The organism is Flavobacterium sp. FlaQc-47 (assembly GCF_044006475.1).
GTDB lineage: Bacteria > Bacteroidota > Bacteroidia > Flavobacteriales > Flavobacteriaceae > Flavobacterium.
This window is the reverse complement of sequence record NZ_JBIPCQ010000001.1, coordinates 425718-447361: the sequence shown is the minus strand read 5'-3', so window position 1 is coordinate 447361 and position 21644 is coordinate 425718. Positions and strand designations below refer to the sequence as shown.

The following is a 21644-nucleotide window of genomic DNA, read 5'->3' as shown; positions in this document are numbered from 1 at the left end:
AAATACATTATCATGCAACTGGTTTTCGCTTCAAACAATCTTAACAAAATCAAAGAAATTCAAAGCATCTTAAAAGGATCTATTCAATTATTAAGTCTGGAAGACATTGGCTGTCATGAAGAAATTCCCGAAACTGCTGATACGATTGAAGGAAATGCGATTTTGAAAGCAAATTATGTAACTCAAAAATACGGTTACGATTGTTTTGCTGATGATACAGGTTTAGAAGCTACAGCACTAAATGGTGAACCTGGCGTATATTCCGCAAGATATGCGGGCGAACAACGAAATGCTGACGATAATATGGATAAACTTTTAAAAGCTTTATCAGATAAAGAAGATCGAAGCGCTCAGTTCAAGACCGTTATTGCACTTAATATAAAAGGAGAACAACATTTATTTACCGGAATTGCAAAAGGAATCATTGTTTTAGAGAAAACAGGAAATCACGGTTTTGGTTATGATCCAATATTTAAGCCGGAAAATTATGACGAAACCTTTGCAGAATTATCTTCGGATATTAAAAATAAAATCAGCCATCGGGCAAAAGCAACAGAGCAACTAATTGATTTCCTGAACACAACCAAATAATTGTTTTAAATACAACATTTTATAGCCTTAAATTTATATTTCGTGACGTATTTTTGTAGTAAAATCTTCGTTTTATCATCAAAAACATTTTACGATAAACATAACTTTTTGATAATCAAATCATAACAAATACATAATTCTTAAAATAGCATTAGTTTATCTGAATAATTAACAGTAATTTTGCACCCTATTTTAAAAATACATATGAACAAATTTGAACAATTAGGATTGAGTGAATCGTTACTGAAGGCGATTTTAGATCTAGGATTTGAAAATCCGACTGAAGTACAGGAGAAAGCGATTCCCCTATTATTGGAAAAAGACACAGATATGGTTGCGTTGGCTCAGACAGGGACAGGGAAAACGGCAGCATTTGGTTTTCCGCTAATTCAAAAAATTGATGCCAACAACAGAAATACACAAGCATTAATTTTATCTCCAACACGTGAACTATGTTTGCAGATTACCAACGAAATTAAAAACTACTCTAAATACGAAAAAGGTATTAATGTGGTAGCAATTTACGGTGGAGCTAGCATTACAGAGCAAGCAAGAGACATTAAAAGAGGTGCACAGATTATTGTTGCAACTCCAGGAAGAATGCAAGATATGATCAACAGAGGATTGGTAAACATTTCTCAAATCAACTATTGTGTTCTTGATGAGGCTGATGAAATGTTGAACATGGGATTCTACGAAGATATCGTAAACATCCTTTCAACTTCTCCAGACGAAAAAAGTACATGGTTGTTCTCTGCAACTATGCCACAAGAGGTTGCAAGAATTGCAAAACAATTCATGCACGAGCCTTTAGAAATTACAGTAGGTGCTAAAAACTCAGGTTCAGCTACCGTTTCTCACGAATTTTACTTAGTTAATGCACGTGACCGTTACGAAGCTTTAAAACGTTTGGCCGATGCAAATCCAGACATTTTCTCTGTGGTTTTCTGTCGTACTAAAAGAGATACACAGGCTGTTGCCGAAAAATTAATTGAAGATGGATACAGCGCTGCTGCATTGCACGGAGATTTATCTCAGGCGCAACGTGACGGTGTAATGAAATCTTTCCGTGGAAGACAAATTCAGATGCTTGTTGCTACTGACGTTGCTGCACGTGGAATTGACGTTGACAACATTACACACGTTGTTAACTACCAATTACCTGACGAAATCGAAACTTACAATCACCGTTCAGGACGTACTGGTAGAGCTGGAAAATTAGGAACTTCTATTGTAATTGTTACAAAAAGTGAGTTGCGTAAAATTTCATCTATCGAAAGAATCATCAAACAAAAGTTTGAAGAAAAAACGATCCCGTCCGGAATCGAAATTTGCGAGATTCAGTTATTGCACTTAGCAAACAAAATTAAAGATACTGAAGTTGATCACGAAATTGACAACTATTTACCAGCAATTAACAATGTTCTTGAAGGTTTAACCAAAGAAGAATTGATTAAGAAAATGGTTTCAGTAGAATTTAACCGTTTTATTGCTTATTACAAGAAAAACAGAGACATCTCTAACCAGTCTTCAGGTTCTGAAAGACGTGAAAGAGGAGATTCTGAGCCAAGAGAATTCAATAATAACGGAGCAGTTCGTTATTTTGTAAACATCGGTTCAAGAGACAATTTCGATTGGATGTCACTTAAAGATTATTTGAAAGAAACATTAGACTTAGGTCGTGATGACGTTTTCAAAGTAGATGTAAAAGAAGGTTTCTCTTTCTTTAACACTGATCCTGAGCATACTGACAAAGTTATGGAAGTATTAAACAACGTACAATTAGAAGGACGTCGTATTAATGTTGAAATTTCTAAAAATGATGGTGGCGGAAGACGTGACCATAACGGACGCAGCGGTGGCGGTGCCGGACGTAGTTCTGCTCCAAGACGTGAAGGAAGTTTTGCTCCAAGACGTGAAGGTTCTGGCGGTGGCGGATTTAGAAGCGACAGAAATTCTGCTCCTAGAGAAGGTGGTTTCAGAAGCGACAGAAACTCTGCTCCAAGAGAAGGTGGTTTTAGAAGTTCTACTCCAAGAACAGAAGGTGGTTCTGACAGAGCTCCAAGACGTTCTGAAAGCTTTGGTGATTCACCAAGACCAAGAAGACCAAGAAGAGATTAATAATTTAATTATGTTAAAATATAAATCCCAAATTCCAGACATAATTGGAATTTGGGATTTTTTTTATACAAGGAATCGGCTTTTAATAGATAGGATTTCTAATTCAAAACAATTTAATTTAAATCTCCTTACCCCTTTTTAGTTAAATAGTAAAAGTAACAGTTCTTTCCTTTGTTAATTTTCTGATAATTATATTCGAAGACTGCGAAATATTTAATCGCTATTTAGTACTTTTAGTGCTTTAAATCAGGATATGAAATATTTCGCAGTTTTCTTTTTTACACTACTTTCTACAATCGGTTTTGCACAGGACGCTGAGTCTACAGTACCTCAAAGAGTATCAGGTTACATTATCAACGATAATAGTAAACAGCCTCTTGCTAATGTAAACATCATCAACACTAATAAGGTTCGTGGTGCAAAGTCTGACTCAAAAGGATATTTTGAAATAGATGTTCAGCTAAACGATACGATTCACTTTTCGATTCTGGGATTCCAATCTTTGCGAATAAGAGTAACAAATGACTGGATAAAAAATAAAGTAACCCGAATTCAGCTTACTGAAAAAGCAATTGCCCTTGAAGAAGTAATCATTGCCCCTTTTAGCTTGACAGGATATCTTGAAGTCGATTCAAAATTAATTCCAACAAAAGAAAACTATCGTTACAGCATTTCCGGTCTTACGCAAGGTTATGAAGCCGGTGAATATTCGCCAAATGCTTTCGGGAAAGTATTAGGATCTATTTTTAATCCTGCCGATGTTCTCTATGGTTTCTTTGGAAAAAATGCAAGGGAACTTAAAAAATTAAAAGAAATGAGGAAGGATGATACCGTTAGAAACCTTCTTGAATCAAAATATGATCGTGAAACTGTTTCTGTACTTTTAGGTGTTAGCAAAGACGAAATTCCTGAAATTTTACAGCGTTGTAATTATTCTGATGCCTTTATACAATCAGCAAATGATTTACAAATTATGGATGCCATTAGTGGCTGCTATGAACAATACAAAGTATTAAAACGAAATTAGATTTCATATCAACATATAAAAAAGTCCTCATTTACGATAGTAATTGAGGATTTTTTTGTTTTTATCTATATTTGATTAATTAACCAAACAAAAAACAAACCATGTCTTTAATCCCTTTTCAAAACATTGACTGGAATTTCATTACTAAAACTGAACATGCCGGAGAAACCGGAATTGCATATTGGCAAACAGTACAATTAGGAAGTTTACGAATCCGGAAAGTTACTTATTCAGAAAATTATTTTGCAGATCATTGGTGTCAAAAAGGACATATTGTACATTGTCTGGAAGGGGAATTTATTAGTGAATTACAAACAGGAGAAAATTTCACACTTAGTAAAGGAATGACTTATATCGTTTCTGACAATGCAAGCTCTCATCGCTCTATAACTGCCTCCGGAGTGGAGTTATTAATTATAGATGGGGATTTTTTAAAATAATATTCGAAACAAATCAGAATATTTTAGCTACATTTACTTACATTCAAAAAAAAGAAAGTAACTAAATTTAAATATTATGGCAAAGAGTCAGGATGCTAAAAAAACAGCAAAAAAAGAACCGTTAAAAACGGCTAAAGAAAAGAAAGAAGAAAAGAGAGAAAAGAAAAACTCTCCTAAAAGAGATTAATTTTTAGTATTCAGTCGCAGTCGCAGTATTCAGTCTCAAAGAGAAACTGAAAACTGCGACTGAAAACTGATTAATTTATTTAACCGGAATATTTGAAAGAATTTCTAATACAAATTTCCAATATTTTTGAGCCGAAGAAATACTTGCTCTTTCATCAGGAGAATGCGCTCCGTGAATAGTTGGTCCAAAAGAAATCATATCCATATCAGGATAATTTGTTCCTAAAATTCCACATTCTAAACCAGCGTGACAAGCTACAACTTTTGGCTTTTGGTTATTTTGTTTTTCGTAGATGCCTACCAAAGTATCTAATATTTCAGAGTTTACATTTGGTGTCCAACCCGGATAAGAGCCTGAAAGTTCCACTTCGCAACCTACTAATTCAAAAGCAGAACGCAATGCATTAGCTAAGTCAAATTTTGAAGTTTCTACAGATGAACGCGTTAAACATCCTATCGAAATTTCACCATCTTTTACAATAACACGCGCAATATTATTTGATGTTTCAACTAGATCATCCATATCAGCACTCATTCTGTAAACACCATTATGAGCAGCATAAATAGCACGGATAATTCCTTCCTGCACTCCCAAATCCATTACTTTTTCAGGCAAATCGCATTTAACGATTTCAATAGTAAGATTAGGTTCTGTCGTTTTGTATTCGGTTTTTATATCATTGATGATTTCCTGCATATCAAAAATATAGGCTTCATCAAACATTTCAGAAATAATTACTTTAGCAACACTTTCTCTCGGAATTGCATTTCTTAAACTCCCTCCATTAATCTCCACTACCTGCAAACCAAAGTTCTCAAATGCATCAAACAACAAACGATTCATTATTTTATTGGCATTCCCTAAACCTTTATTGATATCCATTCCTGAATGACCACCATTTAAACCTTTTACAGTAATAACATGCCCAACTGAACCTTCGGGAACTTCTTCTTCATTATAGGTTCTTGTAGCCGTTACATCAATTCCTCCGGCACAGCCAATATCAATTTCATCATCTTCCTCTGTATCTAAATTCAAAAGAATCTGACCTTGAAGGATTCCTCCTTTTAAGTTTAAAGCTCCGGTCATTCCTGTTTCTTCATCAATTGTGAACAAAGCTTCGATTGCAGGATGCGGAATGTCTTTGCTTTCTAAAATAGCCATAATTGTTGCTACTCCAAGTCCATTATCAGCGCCAAGTGTTGTACCGCGAGCACGAACCCAGTCACCATCTACATACATGTCAATTCCTTGCGTATCGAAATCAAAAACAGTATCGGCATTTTTTTGATGCACCATATCAAGATGCCCTTGCATAACAATAGCTTTACGGTTTTCCATTCCCGTAGTTGCCGGTTTTCTGATGATTACATTGCGGATCTCGTCTTCAAAAGTTTCTAAACCCAAGCTGTTTCCAAAGTTTTTCATGAACTCAATCACACGTTCTTCTTTCTTTGACGGACGCGGAACTGCGTTTAAATCGGCAAACTTATTCCATAAGGCTTTTGGTTCCAGATTTCTTATTTCCTGACTCATTATATTTTGTTTGAAGTTTAACAATTAAGAGTTCCAAAGTTACATAACTATTAAGTATTAAAAAAATAGAGGCTAATGTTTATACAAATGAATCCATATCTAGATTTTAAGATTAAAATCTAGATTATTTAAAGTTATTTCTTACAATTTTTATATCTTTGAAAAAAATAATTCCTCTTTTATGATTTCTGAATTTATATTTAATATCACACGTAGCATAATTGCATCTTTTGTTTTCATATTACATTATTAATTTTCTTTAAATCAAAATTTGATATTGGACATTTTATAGCCAAAAATGATAGCCCTTTTGATAACGTTACAGACATTTGCTATTCTTTTAAAATAATTAATAAATCTTTTTTTGGTGCTTATGATATTGAAGCGAGGTCAAATTATTATTACATCCGACAAGGTTAAAATGGAATTATTAACAAAGTCTTTTCTAAAATTGAACTTAAAACAAATAAGGTTAATTTTATATTTGGTTTCAAACCTTTCAAAAAAAATTATGGAGATAATTGTGTTCAATTTTTCACTTACGAGGATTTATCAGCTAAAATGAAAAGCTCTTCAACTTATATACAATTTCAGATCACAGCTCGTCATAGTTTAACAGGTTTAAATAATATTTTTACTTATAACTTCGTGAATAAAAGCAAAATTGTTGAAGGAAAATTCAAGGAAGGAAATTTTAAAGAAATTATAAAATGTTAATTTGTTTTATTTAATGAGAAGAATACCTTACTTTTAACGTGTAAAACTTTTAAAGTTAAAACCAAATATTATGAAAAACGATATCATTGCAATGTAAGCTAAAATCAGCAAAAAATAAAAATACAACCTTTACGAAAACCGAATCAAGTTCGGTTTTTTTTATGCATTTTGATTTATATTTACTTATCCAAAATTAAAGCCGTGAAGTCAAAATATATTCTACCATTATTCCTTCTTCTGCAAATCATTATTTTAAAAATTCTTCCGTATTTCCCTGAGTTTATAGAAAGATTCTACAGCAACGGATTCTATATAAAAATCTCTTATTTTTCGAGAGTTCTTTTAGGTAAAATTCCGTTTTCAGCTGGAGATTGCATTTATTCGGTTTTGATTTTATTAATAATTCGGTGGATTTGGAAAACTCGCAAAACCTGGAAATTACAATGGAAAGATAACCTCTTAACAGTTTTAAGCTGCCTTTCCATATTTTACTTTTTCTTTCATTTGCTTTGGGCATTCAATTATTACAGAGAACCTCTTTTCGAAAAAATGAATATCGAAAGAGAATATTCTGATGCTGAATTATTGGCTTTCACCAAAAAACTAATTCTAAAAACAAACGAAATTCAGTTTCAAATCACTAAAAAAGACAGTTCTAAAGTTATTTTTCCGTATTCTCAAGATCAGGCTTTTCAGATGAATTTAAGTGGTTATGAAAATCTGGCAAATCAATATCCGTATTTTAAATATGAAGTTTTAAGCGTTAAAAAATCGCTTTTTAGTTTGCCGCTTACTTATATGGGTTTTGGCGGTTATTTGAATCCGTTTACAAATGAGGCTCAGGTAAATGATTTGTTGCCAATGTATAATTTCCCCGTTACAACTTGTCACGAAATGGCACATCAAATGGGTTATGCAAGTGAAAGTGAGTGCAATTTTATTGGAGTTTTAGCTTCTGTGAAAAATGAAAATTTATATTATCAATATTCGGGATATAGTTTTGCTTTGCGTTATTGTTTAGGAATGTGGCAGGCAAAGGATGAAAAAATATTCAACCAATTAAAGAAAACTGTTCATGTGGGGATTTTAAAAAACTATCAGGAAAGTCAGGATTTCTGGCAACAATACGATACTTTTATAGATAAGGGTTTTCATGTTTTTTATGACAATTTCCTGAAGACAAATAACCAAAAAGATGGTATGGAGGGTTATAGTAAATTTGTAGATTTAATGGTTAATTATTATAAAAACAAACCACTATAAGCTGAAAATTATCCCTCAGATTTTACGGATTAAACGAATTTATACTGCTATTTTTTTTTTTACTCCCGATAGCTGTGGATGGCAAAAAATAAATATTCAATGTAACAAAATTGGTTTCAACACTACTAATAGATTATGAGCGAAAATCTAGAACAGTCATTTGTTGCGCAATTGCAGGCAAATCAGAATATAATCCACAAGATTTGTAGATTATATACTGCTGGCGAAGATGCTCACAAAGACTTGTTTCAGGAAATCACTATTCAGTTATGGAAAGCTTATCCAAAATTTAGGGGCGATAGTAAATTTTCGACCTGGACGTATCGCGTTGCCCTGAATACCGCCATAACATTATATCGAAAAACCAAACGAACTATCTCAACAGTTGAATATGAAAGTCATCAGCATTTTATAAAAGATGTTGATTACAATTATGAAGAGGAAGAGCAGATTAAATTGATGTATAAAGCCGTTTATCAGCTGAATGACATCGAAAAAGCATTAGTTTTTATGTATTTAGAAGACAAAGATTATCAGGAAATAGCCGAAACCTTAGGAATCAGCGAAGTGAATGCACGTGTGAAAATGAACAGAATTAAAGGGAAACTTAAAAAAATACTAAATCCTTAAAAATTACTATGAAAGAACTGGATTTATTAAAAAAAGACTGGAAAAAGAACGCCGATTCTTTTCAACAAATTTCTGAAAAAGAAATCTATAAAATGATTCACAAAAAATCATCTTCAATCGTGAAGTGGATTTTCATTATTAGTGTTTTAGAAGTTTTATTCTGGACTGTATCTAATTACTTTTCAAATGTTGATGACGCTTTAAGAAAAATGAATCATCCGGAGATTATTCTCTTTATGGAGGTTTTATTATACTTTAACTATACTGTTATTTTAGTTTTTATTTACTTTTTCTATAGAAACTATAAAACAATTACCACTACCGTTTCCACAAAAACATTGATGAGCAGTATTTTAAGAACCCGTAAAACGGTACAATATTATGTTTGGTACAATTTAGGAATGCTAGTCGTTTCGTCAATTCTCAGCTTCTTTATAGGATATGTTTATAATCCGGATATGGCTTTTATCAGAGAAAAACTGGCGTTAAACGGAAAAGCAATGTTGTTTTCTGTGGGAGCATTATTATTACTTATAATAGTACTTTTTGGAACTTTCTGGTGTATTTACAGATTACTTTATGGAACTTTATTACGTAGATTATATTCTAATTACAAAGAATTAAAGAAGATAGACTTCTAAAAAGATTCTAAGATACTGAGTTACTAAGAGTCTAAGTTTTCAAACCTGAAACTTGAAACCTCAAACTTTTTCAATCTAGATTCTAATATTCCCATCTTCTTAGTTTGTTAAGTTCTTCTTCTGCTTTGATTTCTTCGGCTGGAATAACTTTTAAGAATGATGGATGTTGCTCGATTGCGAATTCTACTTTTGCAACGATTTCATCAATTGTATCGTTTTCATAATCAATATCCAGAGGTTCTTTAATAATGAAGGACTGCAGAATTCCTTTTTTCTTCATTCGTAATCCTTTTTTATCAAATGAACGGCGGAAACCGTCAATAACAATCGGAATTACAATGGGTTTATGTTGTTTGATAATGTGAGCAGTTCCTTTACGAACCGGTTTAAATGATTTTGTAGTTCCCTGCGGAAACGTAATTACCCAACCATCTTCAAGCGCGATTTTGATATTTTCGGTATCATTTGGGTTAACATCACGTTTTTCTGTAACATCAACACCTTTTGCACGCCAGGTTCTTTCGACCGTTATTGCGCCAACATAGGCTAAAATTCGCGGTAATAAACCTGCCTGCATTGTTTCTTTGGCAGCAACATAATAAATATTCATCTTGGGCTGCCATAGATATCCAATGTTCTTAATAGTATCTTGACGTCCGCTTAAACTTGCGTTAAACACGTGAAACATAGCAACAACATCAGCAAAATAAGTCTGATGATTTGATATAAACAAAACATTTGTATCCGGAAGTGTCTTAATGATTTCAGATCCTTCAATCTGCAAGTCATTAAAACCTCTATATCTCCTGTGAGTCATGGCACCCAAAATTCGGATTAACCATTTCTTGATGAATAATATATGTCCGAAAGGATTTCGTTTAAACAATCCCATAGCAGTGTATTGTATTTTTTGTTAGAACGCAAACATACAAAAATTATTCTTTTGGCAATACTATAAAGCAATTTCGGAATGAAATCGTTATTATAATGAATATCAAATTGTTAATTTTTAATATTTACAGATTTTCTTCAAAAGTTATTTTCAAAACATCTCTCAGTTCACTTAAAATCATAGCTGTTGCTCCCCAGACAATATGATTTTGAATATTAAATGCAGGAACAACAATATTATCACCGTAAGAAGTTGACAATTTGGATTCTATAATTATTTCATCATCTAAAAAAGCAGATAAAGGTAATTCTATAATAGCAGCAACTTCTCTGGCATCCGGATAAAATAAAAGTTCATGCTTTGAAATCCCTAAAAATGGATGCACTAAAAAATTACTTGGCGGAATATACATGGGAGTAAATTGTTTTATTACTTCAATATTTTCAGGTGCAACTCCCACTTCTTCATGAGTTTCTCTTAAAGCAGTTTGCTGATAATCCGCATCTGTAATTTCATATTTCCCTCCCGGAAAGGCAATTTGCGAAGAATGAACTCCTTTATAAGCATTCCTGACAATTAAAACCAAATGTGTTTTCCCGTCTTTTGGATACAACAACATCATAACCGCGGCAATTCTGGGATTCTCTATTTTTAGATCAGGATTTTTTAAGGCTTGTATCCTTTCTTTTGGAGCCATCTTTACATGTGAAGCGACTGCCGGTAATTCAACTGGAATTAAATTAGGAACATATTGCAAAAAATCTTGAAAATCCATAATCAAAGTTTATTTTTGTACCTTCAAATAAAAGGGAAATAAAATATAAATATAGTTTAGAAAACGCGGTTCTACAAGTTTTCTAAAATCAAAGCCATAAAAAAAATGTACAGCAGAGAAGAATCACAGAAAATAAAAAGAGAGTTTTGGGTGGCTTTCGCCGAAAAATATCCACGTAAATGGGTTCTTTACGACACAAAGATTAAAGATTTCTCTTTTAAGTTTTATGTTGACAATAAAAAAGCACAGGTATTTATTGATATCGAACAACGAAGCGACGAGAAACGAAATGCCTATTTTGAAAAACTGGAAGCTTTAAAAAATATTCTGGAAGAGGAATTTATTAAAGATCTTGTTTTCGAAAAAAACTACACGCTGGAAAGCGGTAAAACAATTAGCAGAATCTGGACTGAAATTCAAGGCGTAGGTTTTAGCAACCGTACTAATTGGGATACTATTTTTGATTTCTTTTTTGAAAAAATGAATGCTCTAGAGATGTTCTACTTAGAATATGACGAGTTTATTAAGGATATTGATTAGGAAAGGTTCTAAGTTAATGAGCTAATAAGTTTCTAAGGTTTTAATAGCAAAACCGACAGGTTTTTGAAATCTGTCGGTTTATCATTTTGATTTTATGCCGTTTTAAACACTAAAAATATTATACAATATAATATGATCGTCGTAGTTAATATAAAGTTGTTTACGATAATCCTGTTTTTTTCTGGTTATGATAGATAATTTACATTCTCTGCCGTCATTGTCTTTACACATGAACGAATAGACGATATCAGTATCATTTTCTTCACGTTCTATATAATCCAGAATACTAAAAAGTTGTATTTCCTGCGAATAAACTACGATCCGGTGCTTATTGGTGTCCAGAATAACTGATAAATTGACCAAATCAAGATTCGACCATTCTCCCCATTTACCTCTTTCATTTTTCTCTAAAACACTGAATCCTGATGTTTTAAAACTATACGACTGGCTTTGAACTTGTTGAAAACCAAATCCTAAAAAAAGTAAAATAATATATGTGCGTATAGAATTCATAATGTAGTTCTTGCAGGTAATTAAAACTCAAATTTAGCTTTTTCTTCGCACGCAGCTTCAAAATCGGCTATCATTTCTTGAACAATTTGCCTAACTGGCAATATTTCATGAATTAATCCGGCGATTTGTCCTATTTCAAGTTCACCTTCTTCCAGATCTCCTTCAAACATTCCTTTTTTAGCTCTCGCTCTGCCCAAAAGCTGTACTAAATCTTCTTTTGAAGGTGCTTTTTCATATAATTCCTGCACGTCATTATAAAACTTATTTTTAATCAATCGAACAGGTGCTAATTCTTTTAAAGTTAATTGCGTATCGCCTTCTTTAACTTCAACTATTTTTTGCTTGAAATTATCGTGAGCTGATGACTCTAAAGATGCTGCAAAACGACTTCCAACCTGAACGCCATCTGCGCCTAAAATCATCGCAGCCAGCATTCCGCGTCCCGTTGCAATTCCGCCCGCAGCGATAATAGGGATTTGGATCTTCTCTTTCACCATTGGGATCAAAGTCAATGTTGTCGTTTCATCACGTCCGTTATGTCCCCCTGCTTCAAAACCTTCAGCAACAATGGCATCGACTCCCGCATCCTGTGCTTTTAGAGCAAAAATACTACTGCTTACTACATGCACAACAGTAATTCCTTTTTCCTTTAAAAAAGACGTCCATGTTTTAGGGTTTCCTGCCGAAGTAAAAACGATTTTCACGCCTTCTTCAATCACTATATTCATGATTTCTTCAATATTAGGATATAACATCGGAATATTAACCCCAAAAGGTTTATCAGTTGCTTTTTTACATTTCTGAATGTGTTCGCGCAAAACTTCCGGATACATGGATCCGGCGCCAATTAATCCTAAACCTCCTGCATTACTTACAGCCGAAGCTAATTTATATCCACTGTTCCAAATCATTCCGCCTTGAATAATTGGATATTTTATAGTAAAAAGTTGTGTGATTTTATTCATTCAAAAATGCAATTATTGTTTGATTATCTTTCCCGTTTTATGAACGCCATCAGTATCAAAAGTATAAAAATACAGTCCGCTTTTTAAAGCTTCAACAGAAAGAACCGGGTTTTGATTAGTTATTTGTTTCTCGATGACCTTTTGTCCTAATACAGAATAAATTGAAATTGAAGCGGTACTTTCTTCAAACAAAAATGAAACTGTTGTTTGTGCCGGATTAGGAAAAACAGAAAAAAGTGAAGAAAAAGTTTGAAAATCTCCTACCCCTAAAGCAGATCCGAAATTCGGAATTCCATATCCATAATTGTTATTTGGAGAAGCGTACTGATCTGAAGACTGAAGAATCATCTGTCTGATTTCTTTATTTGTTTTTGCTGGAAAAGCCTGCCACAAACACGCAATCATTCCAGCCATAATCGGGCACGAAAACGAAGTTCCGTTAACGGTTACAATATTTCCTGAAGTATCAGATACAAAAGCTGCTGTACCTTGCGCCATGACATCGGGCTTAATTCTTCCGTCAGAACTTGGACCTATAGAACTAAAACCTGATTTTGCTTTTGTAGCCGTAACTGAACCTACCGTAATAACAGAAATGGCATCTGCCGGTGCGCCAATATGAGGCTCAGCAGTACTTCCTTCATTTCCCGCAGAAGAAACCACAATTATTCCTTTACTAAAAGCAATTTCGGCACCGCGGGAAATAAAATTTGTTGAGCCATTCATGTCGCTGTAAGTATGGCTGTAATTAGGATTATCAAAACCAAAATAACCTAACGAAGTGGTAATAATATCTACTCCTAAACTATCTGCTTTTTCGGCAGCTTCCACCCAATATGATTCTTCTACAGGATTTTCGGTTGGAGCATATTCTGTAATAAATAAATAAAAAGAAGCATCCGGAGCCGTACCCACAAGAGCATTTTCTTTGTAACCTCCTATTGTAGAAAGTACCATTGTTCCATGACTATCACCTGTGTAGAAATTATCACTTCTGTTGACAAAATCATAACCTCCTAAAATTTGATTATTATCTATAAGTCTTTTGAAAGGCTGAGCAGTATTTACACTTGGAAAACCGGCATCAATAACAGCAATTATTTTACCTGAACCTGTTTTATTTTGCTGATGTAAAACGTGCCCATTCAGCATTTGGATTTGATTTGCAGAACTTCCATACGCGTAATCAACTGTTGCTTTAAACTTGTCAGTTGTTTGAAAAATCGCATTTTCTGACACTTTTTTTAAAGTTGTACTTAACGTTTTATTCGCAAAAACTACTTTATCGACAAATGATAATGATTTAAGAGATAAGATATCAGCCTGAGTTCCTCGAATATGAAGCGCATTGAGCCATTTAGACTTTGCTTTTATGGTAATTCCTGAGCTTGATTTTATTTGATTTATATATGATTTTTCTAATGGAATATCAGTAAGATCTAAGGCAATATTTTGATTTGTCCTGCGGTCTAAAGCACGCTGAGTAAGCATCAATAACGGATTATCAAATGAAGCTTGTGCATTTGGTTTATCTTTAAAATATACCCACGCATCTTCCTGCGAATAGATCGCAGTAGAAAATATCATCACAAAAAATATGAAACAGTACTTCATAATTACTTTTTTAAGGGTTAAACCTCTGTAAAAAAGTATAAAGCTAAGAAATTACTCCCGAACCAACTAATTCATTATCAAAATACCAGGCTGCAAACTGACCTTCGGTTATTGCTGATTGAGGCTCATCGAAATAAGCATACATTCCGTCTTCGAATTGGTGTAAAGTTGCTTTTTGCAAAGGCTGACGGTAACGAATTCTTGCCATTACTTCCATCGTTTCTCCTACTTTTAATGCCAAATCAGTACGGATCCAGTGCACCTCTGACTTTTCGATAAATAACGCTTTTTTAAACAAGCCAGGATGCTGACTTGTTAAACCGGTATAAATAGTATTGGTTTCAACATTTGTAGCAATGATAAATAACGGATCTGTTGTTCCGCCTACATTTAATCCTTTACGCTGTCCTATGGTGAAATAATGTGCTCCCTGATGTTTCCCAACCACTTTTCCCATTGTTGGAAGATAAGGAGGTTTTTGTGCCTCAAATTTCAATTCTTCTTCAACTGATAAACCTGTTGGTTTTTCGATAGTATAAATAGGATCGTTTTTATCAATCTGAACAATTTTACCTTCTTTAGGCTGTAATTTTTGCTGAAGAAATTCCGGTAAACGTACTTTACCAATAAAACATAATCCTTGTGAATCTTTCTTTTCGGCTGTTACCAAATCCATTTCAGCAGCGATTTCACGCACTTCCGGTTTGGTTAAAGCTCCAATTGGAAATAATGATTTTGACAATTGATCCTGAGATAACTGACATAAGAAATACGATTGATCTTTGTTATTGTCTGCACCGGCAATTAATTGATAAACTGGTTTTCCATCAACTTCAATTTCATTTTTTTGACAATAATGTCCTGTTGCCACATAATCAGCACCAAGACTTAAAGCAATTTTCATAAAAACATCAAATTTGATCTCGCGATTACAAAGCACATCAGGATTTGGAGTTCTCCCTTTTTCGTATTCGTTAAACATGTAGTCAACGATTTTCTCTTTGTATTCTTCGCTTAAATCGACAGTTTGAAACGGTATTCCAAGTTTTTCAGCTATTAATAAAGCATCATTACTATCTTCTAACCACGGGCATTCATTAGAAATAGTTACTGAGTCATCGTGCCAATTTTTCATAAAAAGCCCAATAACTTCGTATCCTTGTTGTTGCAATAAATAAGCAGCAACACTCGAATCTACTCCACCGGAAAGTCCAACAACTACACGTTTCATTCTAAATCGTTTATATTTTTACAAGGGTGCAAAGATAAGCCCTATTTTTGATAATCGCGGTAGTTTTGATTAGTTTATGTAATGACATCGTAGAGAAAACTTATTGCATTCAAAAACAGATTTAGATTTCAAGAATATTTTAATTCATTTTAGGTTTAGAATCTGCCTGATAACTGCTTTTTGGGTCGCTCATATTGACTTCTTTGGTTAGTTTTCCTTTAAGGTAAAACTGCCACATATTTGCTTTTTTTCCGTTTACAAATTTCCCTTTTGAAGCTACAGCGCCATCAGCATCATAAAAAACAGCGTCGCCATTGTACTCATTATTTTTATAAGTAGTTTGCTCTAGAAGAGTTCCGTTTTGTCCGTACTTTTTATAGATTCCTTCTTTTAAGCCGTTTATATATGTCATTTCTTCGGCAATTTTAGAGTCAGGATAATAAACAGTTCTCGGTCCTTCTAATTTGCCATTTTTATAATTTTCAAGCGTCATTACTACTTTTGAAGCTTTATGATAATATTTCCACTCGCCTTCACGTGCCTTGCCCACTTCTTTTCCTTCACTTACTTTGTTTTTATTCTGATCATAAAAAATCGTATAAGAACTTCCGTTATTGGCTGTAAAATCGCGAGTTGCAATCACATCTCCTTTTTTGGTATCATCAAAGAACTTGAAAACACCTGTTTCTTTTCCGTGATCAAAAGTTCCTTCGTAACGAGGACGTTTCGATACTTCATAAGTTCCTTTCCAGATTCCGTCTTTTTTTCCGCCTGCATCAACTTTGTTTAAATCTTGCGCAGCAACGAAAACCGTATTTAAGAAAAGTAGTCCGATTATTATTTTTTTATAAATCATTGTAATTTAATTTTAAGCTTTAACGAAAATGACTTTGATAAAGTATATTGTAATCTTTTAAATTGAGAATTTACTTCAAATTTAAAGAATATTGGATAAAAAAAAATCCCGATAAATCGAGATTTCTTTATTATTTTAATTATTTTTTATTCTGCTTTTTTGTAGCTTCTTGTTGTTCCATTACTTCCTGAAGACGTTGTTGAAACTTACTTTGTTTTTTAGGCTCTTTTAATTTATTCTCTTGAATCTGAGCATGAATTTTATCTGTATCAACAATATAATTTTTAATTACAAACATAATTCCAATTGTAATTAAGTTGGAAATAAAGTTATACAAACTCAAACCAGCACCGTAACTATTAAAGAAAATTAACATCATTAACGGCGAAACATAGATCATGATTTTCATCATTTTTGCCATATCCGGCATACCTTCTTGTTGAGGCGCTGCCATTTGCTGATCTCCTGAAGTCATTTTCATATAGAAGAAAATAGCAATTGCTGCCAAAATTGGGAACAAACTGATATGACTTCCGTATAACGGAATGCTGAATGGTAATTTTACAACTGCATCAAATGATGATAAATCGTCTGCCCAAAGGAAACTTTTTTGTCTTAACTCAAAAGCCGACGGGAAAAACTGGAATGACGCATACATAAAAGGTAGCTGAATCAATGCCGGAATACATCCTGCCATTGGGTTTACTCCTGCTTTATTGTACAATTTCATTGTTTCCTGTTGTTTCTTCATTGGGTCTTTTTTAAATTTTTCTCCCAACTCTGTAATCTCGGGACGTAAAACTTTCATTTTAGCCTGTGACAGGAATGACTTATAGGTAATTGGCGACATTGCCAATTTAATGATAATCGTAAAAATGATAATTGCAATTCCGTAAGCAATATAAGAACTTAAGAATCCGAATAATGGAATAAAAATCCATTGGTTGATCCATCCGAAAATTCCCCATCCTAATGGAATAATTTTCTGGAAATTTTTATCGTATGATTTTAATACTTTGTAATCAGCCGGTCCAAAGTACCAATTCATTTTATAATCAACTTCTCCGTTAGAAAAAGCCAATGGAACAGTTGCTTTAAATTGTTTGATATAAGTAGTATCAATTTTTTCATCTTTAACTAACTCATCAGATTGCAATTTTGATTTTTCAAATGGTTTATCAGTAGCTAAAATTGCAGCAAAAAAGTGCTGTTTAAAAGCGATAAAGCTCACTTTTTCAGGAGTATCTTCTTTTGCATTACCAGAACTTACTGAACTGTATTTTTCGTCTCCATATTCATATTCCAGTTGAGCAAATCGTTTTTCTATAGAAATACTTTTCTCATTTCTGTACGATTTTAAATCCCAAACTAAATCTAATGGTTTAGATGAATTTAAAACTTTATTTAATCCCTGAGTACGAATATCAAAACCAACTAAATAATCGTTTGCTTTTAATACGTATTTATATTCTAAAAACTCATTTGCTCCAGCTTTCAAACGCATGGTCAATATTTGATCAGCACCGTTTTTAGTCAATGTTGGTTCAAAATACAGATCTTTAGAATTTAAAGTTCTGTTGTCAGTTGTTTGTAACTGAATATTTAAATTAGAATTATTGTCTTTGATTAATTCTACTAATTGCCCTGAATTTTTTTCAAACTTTTTGAATTCTTTCAATGTAGCTTCTACTATATAACCCCCTTTATTGGCGATTTTAAGTATCATCTTTTCGTTTTCAATAGTGGTAAAACCTTCTTTAGCAGAAGGAAGTGTAGCTGAATAAGCAAAACCGCCTAATGTTTTTTGTAATTGAGCTAATTGAACCGTGTCGCCCGGAGTTGCAGCAATAACAGGTAAAACAGCTGTTTTTGTTTTATCTGTTTTAGACTGTGCTTCTTGTTTAGCAACTAATTCTTTCTTGGCTTTTTCAGCAGCAATCTCTTTATCAGAAGGTTGATTTTGGTACATAATCCAAACCAAAATTCCAAATATCAATACAAAACCAATGATTGAATTAAGATCAAATTTTTTTTCTTCCATTATTTATTTAAAAAAGTTATTCGTTTAAGGATATTAGTAATGAGTTGACCTCAAAAGTTACATCTTTTTAGAATTAATTATTATTTTTTATGCGCAATTAAATGCTTAGTTACTGCAGCAGCCACAAAATTCACAAAAATTGGATGTGGGTTTGCAACTGTACTTTTGTATTCAGGATGATACTGTACCCCAATAAAAAACGGATGGTTTTCAAGTTCAACAATTTCTACCAAACCTGTATCCGGATTTACTCCTGACGCTTTTAAACCTGCTTTTTGCAGTTCATCAGCATATTTATTATTGTATTCATAACGGTGACGGTGACGCTCAGAAATGGTCTTTTGTCCGTATATTTTATGCGCTAAAGTATTGGGTTTGATTTCACACTTCCAAGCTCCAAGACGCATTGTTCCTCCTTTATCTGTAATCGTTTTTTGCGCTTCCATTAAATCCACAACAGGATGAGGCGTTTTCTCGTTCATCTCTGTAGAATTTGCATCAGCATAACCTAAAATATTTCTTGAATACTCAATAACAGACATTTGCATTCCTAAACAAATTCCGAAAAACGGAATATCATTTTCACGTGCAAAACGAACCGCTTCAATTTTTCCTTCAATACCTCTTTCTCCAAAACCCGGTGCTACTAAAACTCCGTCAAGCGGACCTAATTTCTCTTCAACATTATCGCTGTTAATGTGTTCTGAATGTATGGAAATTACATTTACTTTAGTTTCATTTGAAGCTCCTGCATGAATAAACGCCTCTAAAATAGATTTGTAACAATCCTGCATTTCTACATATTTTCCAATCAGACCAATATTTACGGTATGTTTTGGATTTTTTAATCTGCGTAAAAAAGTATTCCAGTTTTTTAAATCCGGAGCTGCTTTTTTAGGTAAATCTAATTTCTTTAAAGCCACAACATCTAATCCTTCTTCAAGCATTAAATTTGGAACTTCATATATTGTTGAAGCATCGATAGACTGAATTACTGCTTCTCTTTTTACGTTGCAAAACAACGCTAATTTGTTACGCAATTCATCTGAAAGCTCATGCTCAGTTCTACAAACCAGGATATCAGCTTTGATTCCGCTTTCCATTAATGTTTTTACAGAGTGCTGTGTCGGTTTTGTTTTTAACTCACCCGCAGCAGCCAAATAAGGAACTAAAGTTAAATGAATAACGATTCCGTTATTTTCTCCTAATTCCCAAACTAATTGACGAACAGATTCTATGTAAGGCAATGATTCAATATCACCAACAGTTCCACCAATTTCAGTAATTACAATATCATAATCGCCTGATTTTCCAAGCAATTGCATTCTGTCTTTAATTTCATTTGTAATATGAGGAACAACCTGAACTGTTTTTCCTAAAAATTCTCCTCTTCTTTCTTTTTCAATAACCGAAAGATAAACTCTTCCTGTAGTTACGTTATTTGCCTGAGAAGTAGGAACATTCAGGAAACGCTCGTAATGTCCTAAATCTAAATCTGTTTCGGCACCATCATCAGTTACATAACATTCTCCGTGCTCGTATGGATTCAATGTACCCGGATCCACATTAATGTATGGATCGAATTTTTGAATAGTTGTACGATATCCTCTTCCTTGTAACAATTTTGCTAAAGATGCTGCGATAATTCCTTTTCCTAATGAAGAAGTCACACCGCCTGTAACAAAAATATATTTTGTTTGATTCATTCTGTTGTTGTTTGTATGTAGTTGTGTAAAAAACTTGGCAAAAGTACAAATTTAATTAGATAATTTGTCTATTAGAGAATGAGATAATTTGCAAATTTTTAAATAGATCAATCAGATGTTTCCGTTATCGATAATTTTAACTTTTAATTAGTCCGTTTTTTGAATATTAGCACTATCCTCTTTAAATTAATACCAAATTATAAAATGAAAAAACAAAGAATATGGTGCTGAACAATACGTCTGAAATCAACACAATTTTAAAATTAGATAAGCTTATTATTTTATTGATAAAGAAACGCACTATCAATTGAAGAAGAAAAAAAGAAAAAATTTTTATACTATATGAATTATAAATAATTGCTTCTTTGAAATTAAGTCTCAATATTTGAGAAAAAGCTCTTGTCAGACCGCGGCTTTTACAATAACTCAATGGCATTCCTTCGCACGAAGACGGAATACCAAAATTTAAATACGGAAGCAGAAAACAATAAAAAAATATCAGCATAATGATTGCAATAAAAATCATGTTTATCTTTTTATAGGAATCAATTTCGTAAGTAGATTTTATTTCCACAAAAATATTTATTTTACTGGCTTAACCTTTATAGTATCAGGGGTTATTTTTACTGTGTTTAAAGAATCCTGTGTTTTTACCGAATCTATATTTTCAGAATCAAAACTTTCTGTGATCTCATCATTCTCCTCCTTATCACTTATCTTAGAACTTACTTTAACTACAAAAAATACCATATAAACAACAATAATAGCTATAGACAAAACTCCTAAAATGAAACCCGCTTGTGGTAAAGCAGCAGAAACATTATTATTTCTTGCCTGTAAAACCCCAATTGCACCAAAAACAATGGCAAGAAGTCCAAAAATTATTGCAATTATACCAACGCATGGTATTAATGAAACAAGAACCCCTACAATTCCTAATACCAGAGCTGCAATACCCATTCCCTGACCTGCATTTTGTTGTGAGTTGTTATCCATCAATATTTAAATTATTATCATTTATTAACTCCACATTACCAGCATCGCCATTAAAAGACCACTAACAAATAAAAAAGCAATTGAAATTATTACTGTAACGATTCCTAAAAACAGACTTATCATCGCTAATGTCGTAGGTGCATTTCCATTTTTTGCCTGAGACAAACCAACCGATGCCAAAATTATTGCAATAATTCCACCTAACAAACCAAAAATATTAAAGCAAGGGATAAAAGAAGTTATGATCGATAATGCTCCTACTATTAATGCAGCAATACTGATATTTTGGCCTGCTTGTGACCGTTGATAATTGTCCATAGATATTTACTAATATTTATTCAAAAATAAAGAAACACTTAATG

At 33.1% G+C, this 21644-nt stretch carries 20 protein-coding genes; 8 read left to right on the top strand and 12 right to left on the bottom strand.

Annotated elements, in window-relative coordinates; translation table 11 throughout:
- Positions 1-12 precede the first annotated feature (12 nt).
- The 4 genes from ACHRVX_RS01730 to ACHRVX_RS01715 all read left to right on the top strand — a co-directional run bounded on the left by ACHRVX_RS01730 (position 13) and on the right by ACHRVX_RS01715 (position 4179).
- Complete coding sequence (locus ACHRVX_RS01730; RefSeq protein WP_395328362.1) at positions 13-591, top strand: non-canonical purine NTP diphosphatase; 579 nt, start codon at positions 13-15, stop codon at positions 589-591.
- Between the two features lie 204 nt (positions 592-795).
- On the top strand, positions 796-2712 hold the full coding sequence (locus ACHRVX_RS01725) for a DEAD/DEAH box helicase (RefSeq protein WP_395328359.1): 1917 nt from the start codon (positions 796-798) through the stop codon (positions 2710-2712).
- A 253-nt stretch (positions 2713-2965) separates the two neighbouring features.
- Positions 2966-3739: a carboxypeptidase-like regulatory domain-containing protein gene (locus tag ACHRVX_RS01720; protein WP_395328356.1), complete on the top strand. Its 774-nt coding sequence runs from the start codon at positions 2966-2968 to the stop codon at positions 3737-3739.
- A 101-nt stretch (positions 3740-3840) separates the two neighbouring features.
- Positions 3841-4179: a DHCW motif cupin fold protein gene (locus ACHRVX_RS01715; RefSeq protein WP_395328354.1), complete on the top strand. Its 339-nt coding sequence runs from the start codon at positions 3841-3843 to the stop codon at positions 4177-4179.
- A 262-nt stretch (positions 4180-4441) separates the two neighbouring features.
- Here the strand turns inward: ACHRVX_RS01715 and ACHRVX_RS01710 are convergent, their stop codons facing one another.
- Positions 4442-5902, bottom strand: a complete 1461-nt coding sequence (locus ACHRVX_RS01710; RefSeq protein WP_395328351.1) for an aminoacyl-histidine dipeptidase — start codon at positions 5900-5902, stop codon at positions 4442-4444.
- 918 nt (positions 5903-6820) lie between these two features.
- On the opposite strand from ACHRVX_RS01710, the gene ACHRVX_RS01705 reads away from it, so the two are divergent.
- The 3 genes from ACHRVX_RS01705 to ACHRVX_RS01695 all read left to right on the top strand — a co-directional run bounded on the left by ACHRVX_RS01705 (position 6821) and on the right by ACHRVX_RS01695 (position 9153).
- Positions 6821-7882 (top strand): DUF3810 domain-containing protein, encoded by a 1062-nt coding sequence (locus tag ACHRVX_RS01705; protein WP_395328348.1) that lies wholly within the window; start codon positions 6821-6823, stop codon positions 7880-7882.
- A 135-nt stretch (positions 7883-8017) separates the two neighbouring features.
- Complete coding sequence (locus tag ACHRVX_RS01700; protein ID WP_065447779.1) at positions 8018-8512, top strand: RNA polymerase sigma factor; 495 nt, start codon at positions 8018-8020, stop codon at positions 8510-8512.
- 8 nt (positions 8513-8520) lie between these two features.
- A complete protein-coding gene (locus tag ACHRVX_RS01695; RefSeq protein WP_395328345.1) occupies positions 8521-9153 on the top strand; it encodes a hypothetical protein in 633 nt (210 codons plus the stop codon).
- A gap of 82 nt (positions 9154-9235) precedes the next feature.
- Here ACHRVX_RS01695 and ACHRVX_RS01690 read toward each other — a convergent pair whose 3' ends face one another.
- Positions 9236-10045: a lysophospholipid acyltransferase family protein gene (locus ACHRVX_RS01690; RefSeq protein ID WP_395328342.1), complete on the bottom strand. Its 810-nt coding sequence runs from the start codon at positions 10043-10045 to the stop codon at positions 9236-9238.
- A gap of 124 nt (positions 10046-10169) precedes the next feature.
- Positions 10170-10820, bottom strand: coding sequence for an NUDIX hydrolase (locus ACHRVX_RS01685; RefSeq protein WP_395328339.1), 651 nt, complete (start codon positions 10818-10820; stop codon positions 10170-10172).
- Between the two features lie 105 nt (positions 10821-10925).
- Here ACHRVX_RS01685 and ACHRVX_RS01680 point away from each other — a divergent pair, with 105 nt between their 5' ends.
- The gene (locus ACHRVX_RS01680; protein WP_395328336.1) at positions 10926-11360 is read left to right on the top strand and encodes a DUF4268 domain-containing protein; all 435 of its coding nucleotides are present in this window, start codon (positions 10926-10928) and stop codon (positions 11358-11360) included.
- Positions 11361-11462: 102 nt separating this feature from the next.
- Here the strand turns inward: ACHRVX_RS01680 and ACHRVX_RS01675 are convergent, their stop codons facing one another.
- The 9 genes from ACHRVX_RS01675 to ACHRVX_RS01635 all read right to left on the bottom strand — a co-directional run bounded on the left by ACHRVX_RS01675 (position 11463) and on the right by ACHRVX_RS01635 (position 21600).
- Positions 11463-11873, bottom strand: a complete 411-nt coding sequence (locus tag ACHRVX_RS01675) for a hypothetical protein (protein WP_395328333.1) — start codon at positions 11871-11873, stop codon at positions 11463-11465.
- Between the two features lie 20 nt (positions 11874-11893).
- Positions 11894-12838 carry an NAD(P)H-dependent flavin oxidoreductase gene (locus ACHRVX_RS01670; protein WP_395328330.1) on the bottom strand — a complete coding sequence of 315 codons (945 nt, stop codon included), beginning with the start codon at positions 12836-12838 and terminating at the stop codon, positions 11894-11896.
- Between the two features lie 12 nt (positions 12839-12850).
- A complete protein-coding gene (locus ACHRVX_RS01665) occupies positions 12851-14452 on the bottom strand; it encodes a S8 family serine peptidase (protein WP_395328327.1) in 1602 nt (533 codons plus the stop codon).
- Positions 14453-14495: 43 nt separating this feature from the next.
- Complete coding sequence (gene mnmA, locus ACHRVX_RS01660) at positions 14496-15683, bottom strand: tRNA 2-thiouridine(34) synthase MnmA (protein ID WP_395328324.1); 1188 nt, start codon at positions 15681-15683, stop codon at positions 14496-14498.
- A gap of 139 nt (positions 15684-15822) precedes the next feature.
- The gene (locus ACHRVX_RS01655) at positions 15823-16539 is read right to left on the bottom strand and encodes a toxin-antitoxin system YwqK family antitoxin (RefSeq protein ID WP_395328321.1); all 717 of its coding nucleotides are present in this window, start codon (positions 16537-16539) and stop codon (positions 15823-15825) included.
- 139 nt (positions 16540-16678) lie between these two features.
- Positions 16679-18580 (bottom strand): membrane protein insertase YidC, encoded by a 1902-nt coding sequence (gene yidC / locus ACHRVX_RS01650; RefSeq protein ID WP_395328318.1) that lies wholly within the window; start codon positions 18578-18580, stop codon positions 16679-16681.
- An 80-nt stretch (positions 18581-18660) separates the two neighbouring features.
- Positions 18661-20286, bottom strand: coding sequence for a CTP synthase (locus ACHRVX_RS01645; RefSeq protein WP_395328315.1), 1626 nt, complete (start codon positions 20284-20286; stop codon positions 18661-18663).
- A 582-nt stretch (positions 20287-20868) separates the two neighbouring features.
- Positions 20869-21282 carry a hypothetical protein gene (locus ACHRVX_RS01640; RefSeq protein ID WP_395328313.1) on the bottom strand — a complete coding sequence of 138 codons (414 nt, stop codon included), beginning with the start codon at positions 21280-21282 and terminating at the stop codon, positions 20869-20871.
- Positions 21283-21306: 24 nt separating this feature from the next.
- Positions 21307-21600: a hypothetical protein gene (locus tag ACHRVX_RS01635; RefSeq protein WP_395328311.1), complete on the bottom strand. Its 294-nt coding sequence runs from the start codon at positions 21598-21600 to the stop codon at positions 21307-21309.
- Positions 21601-21644: the final 44 nt, after the last annotated feature.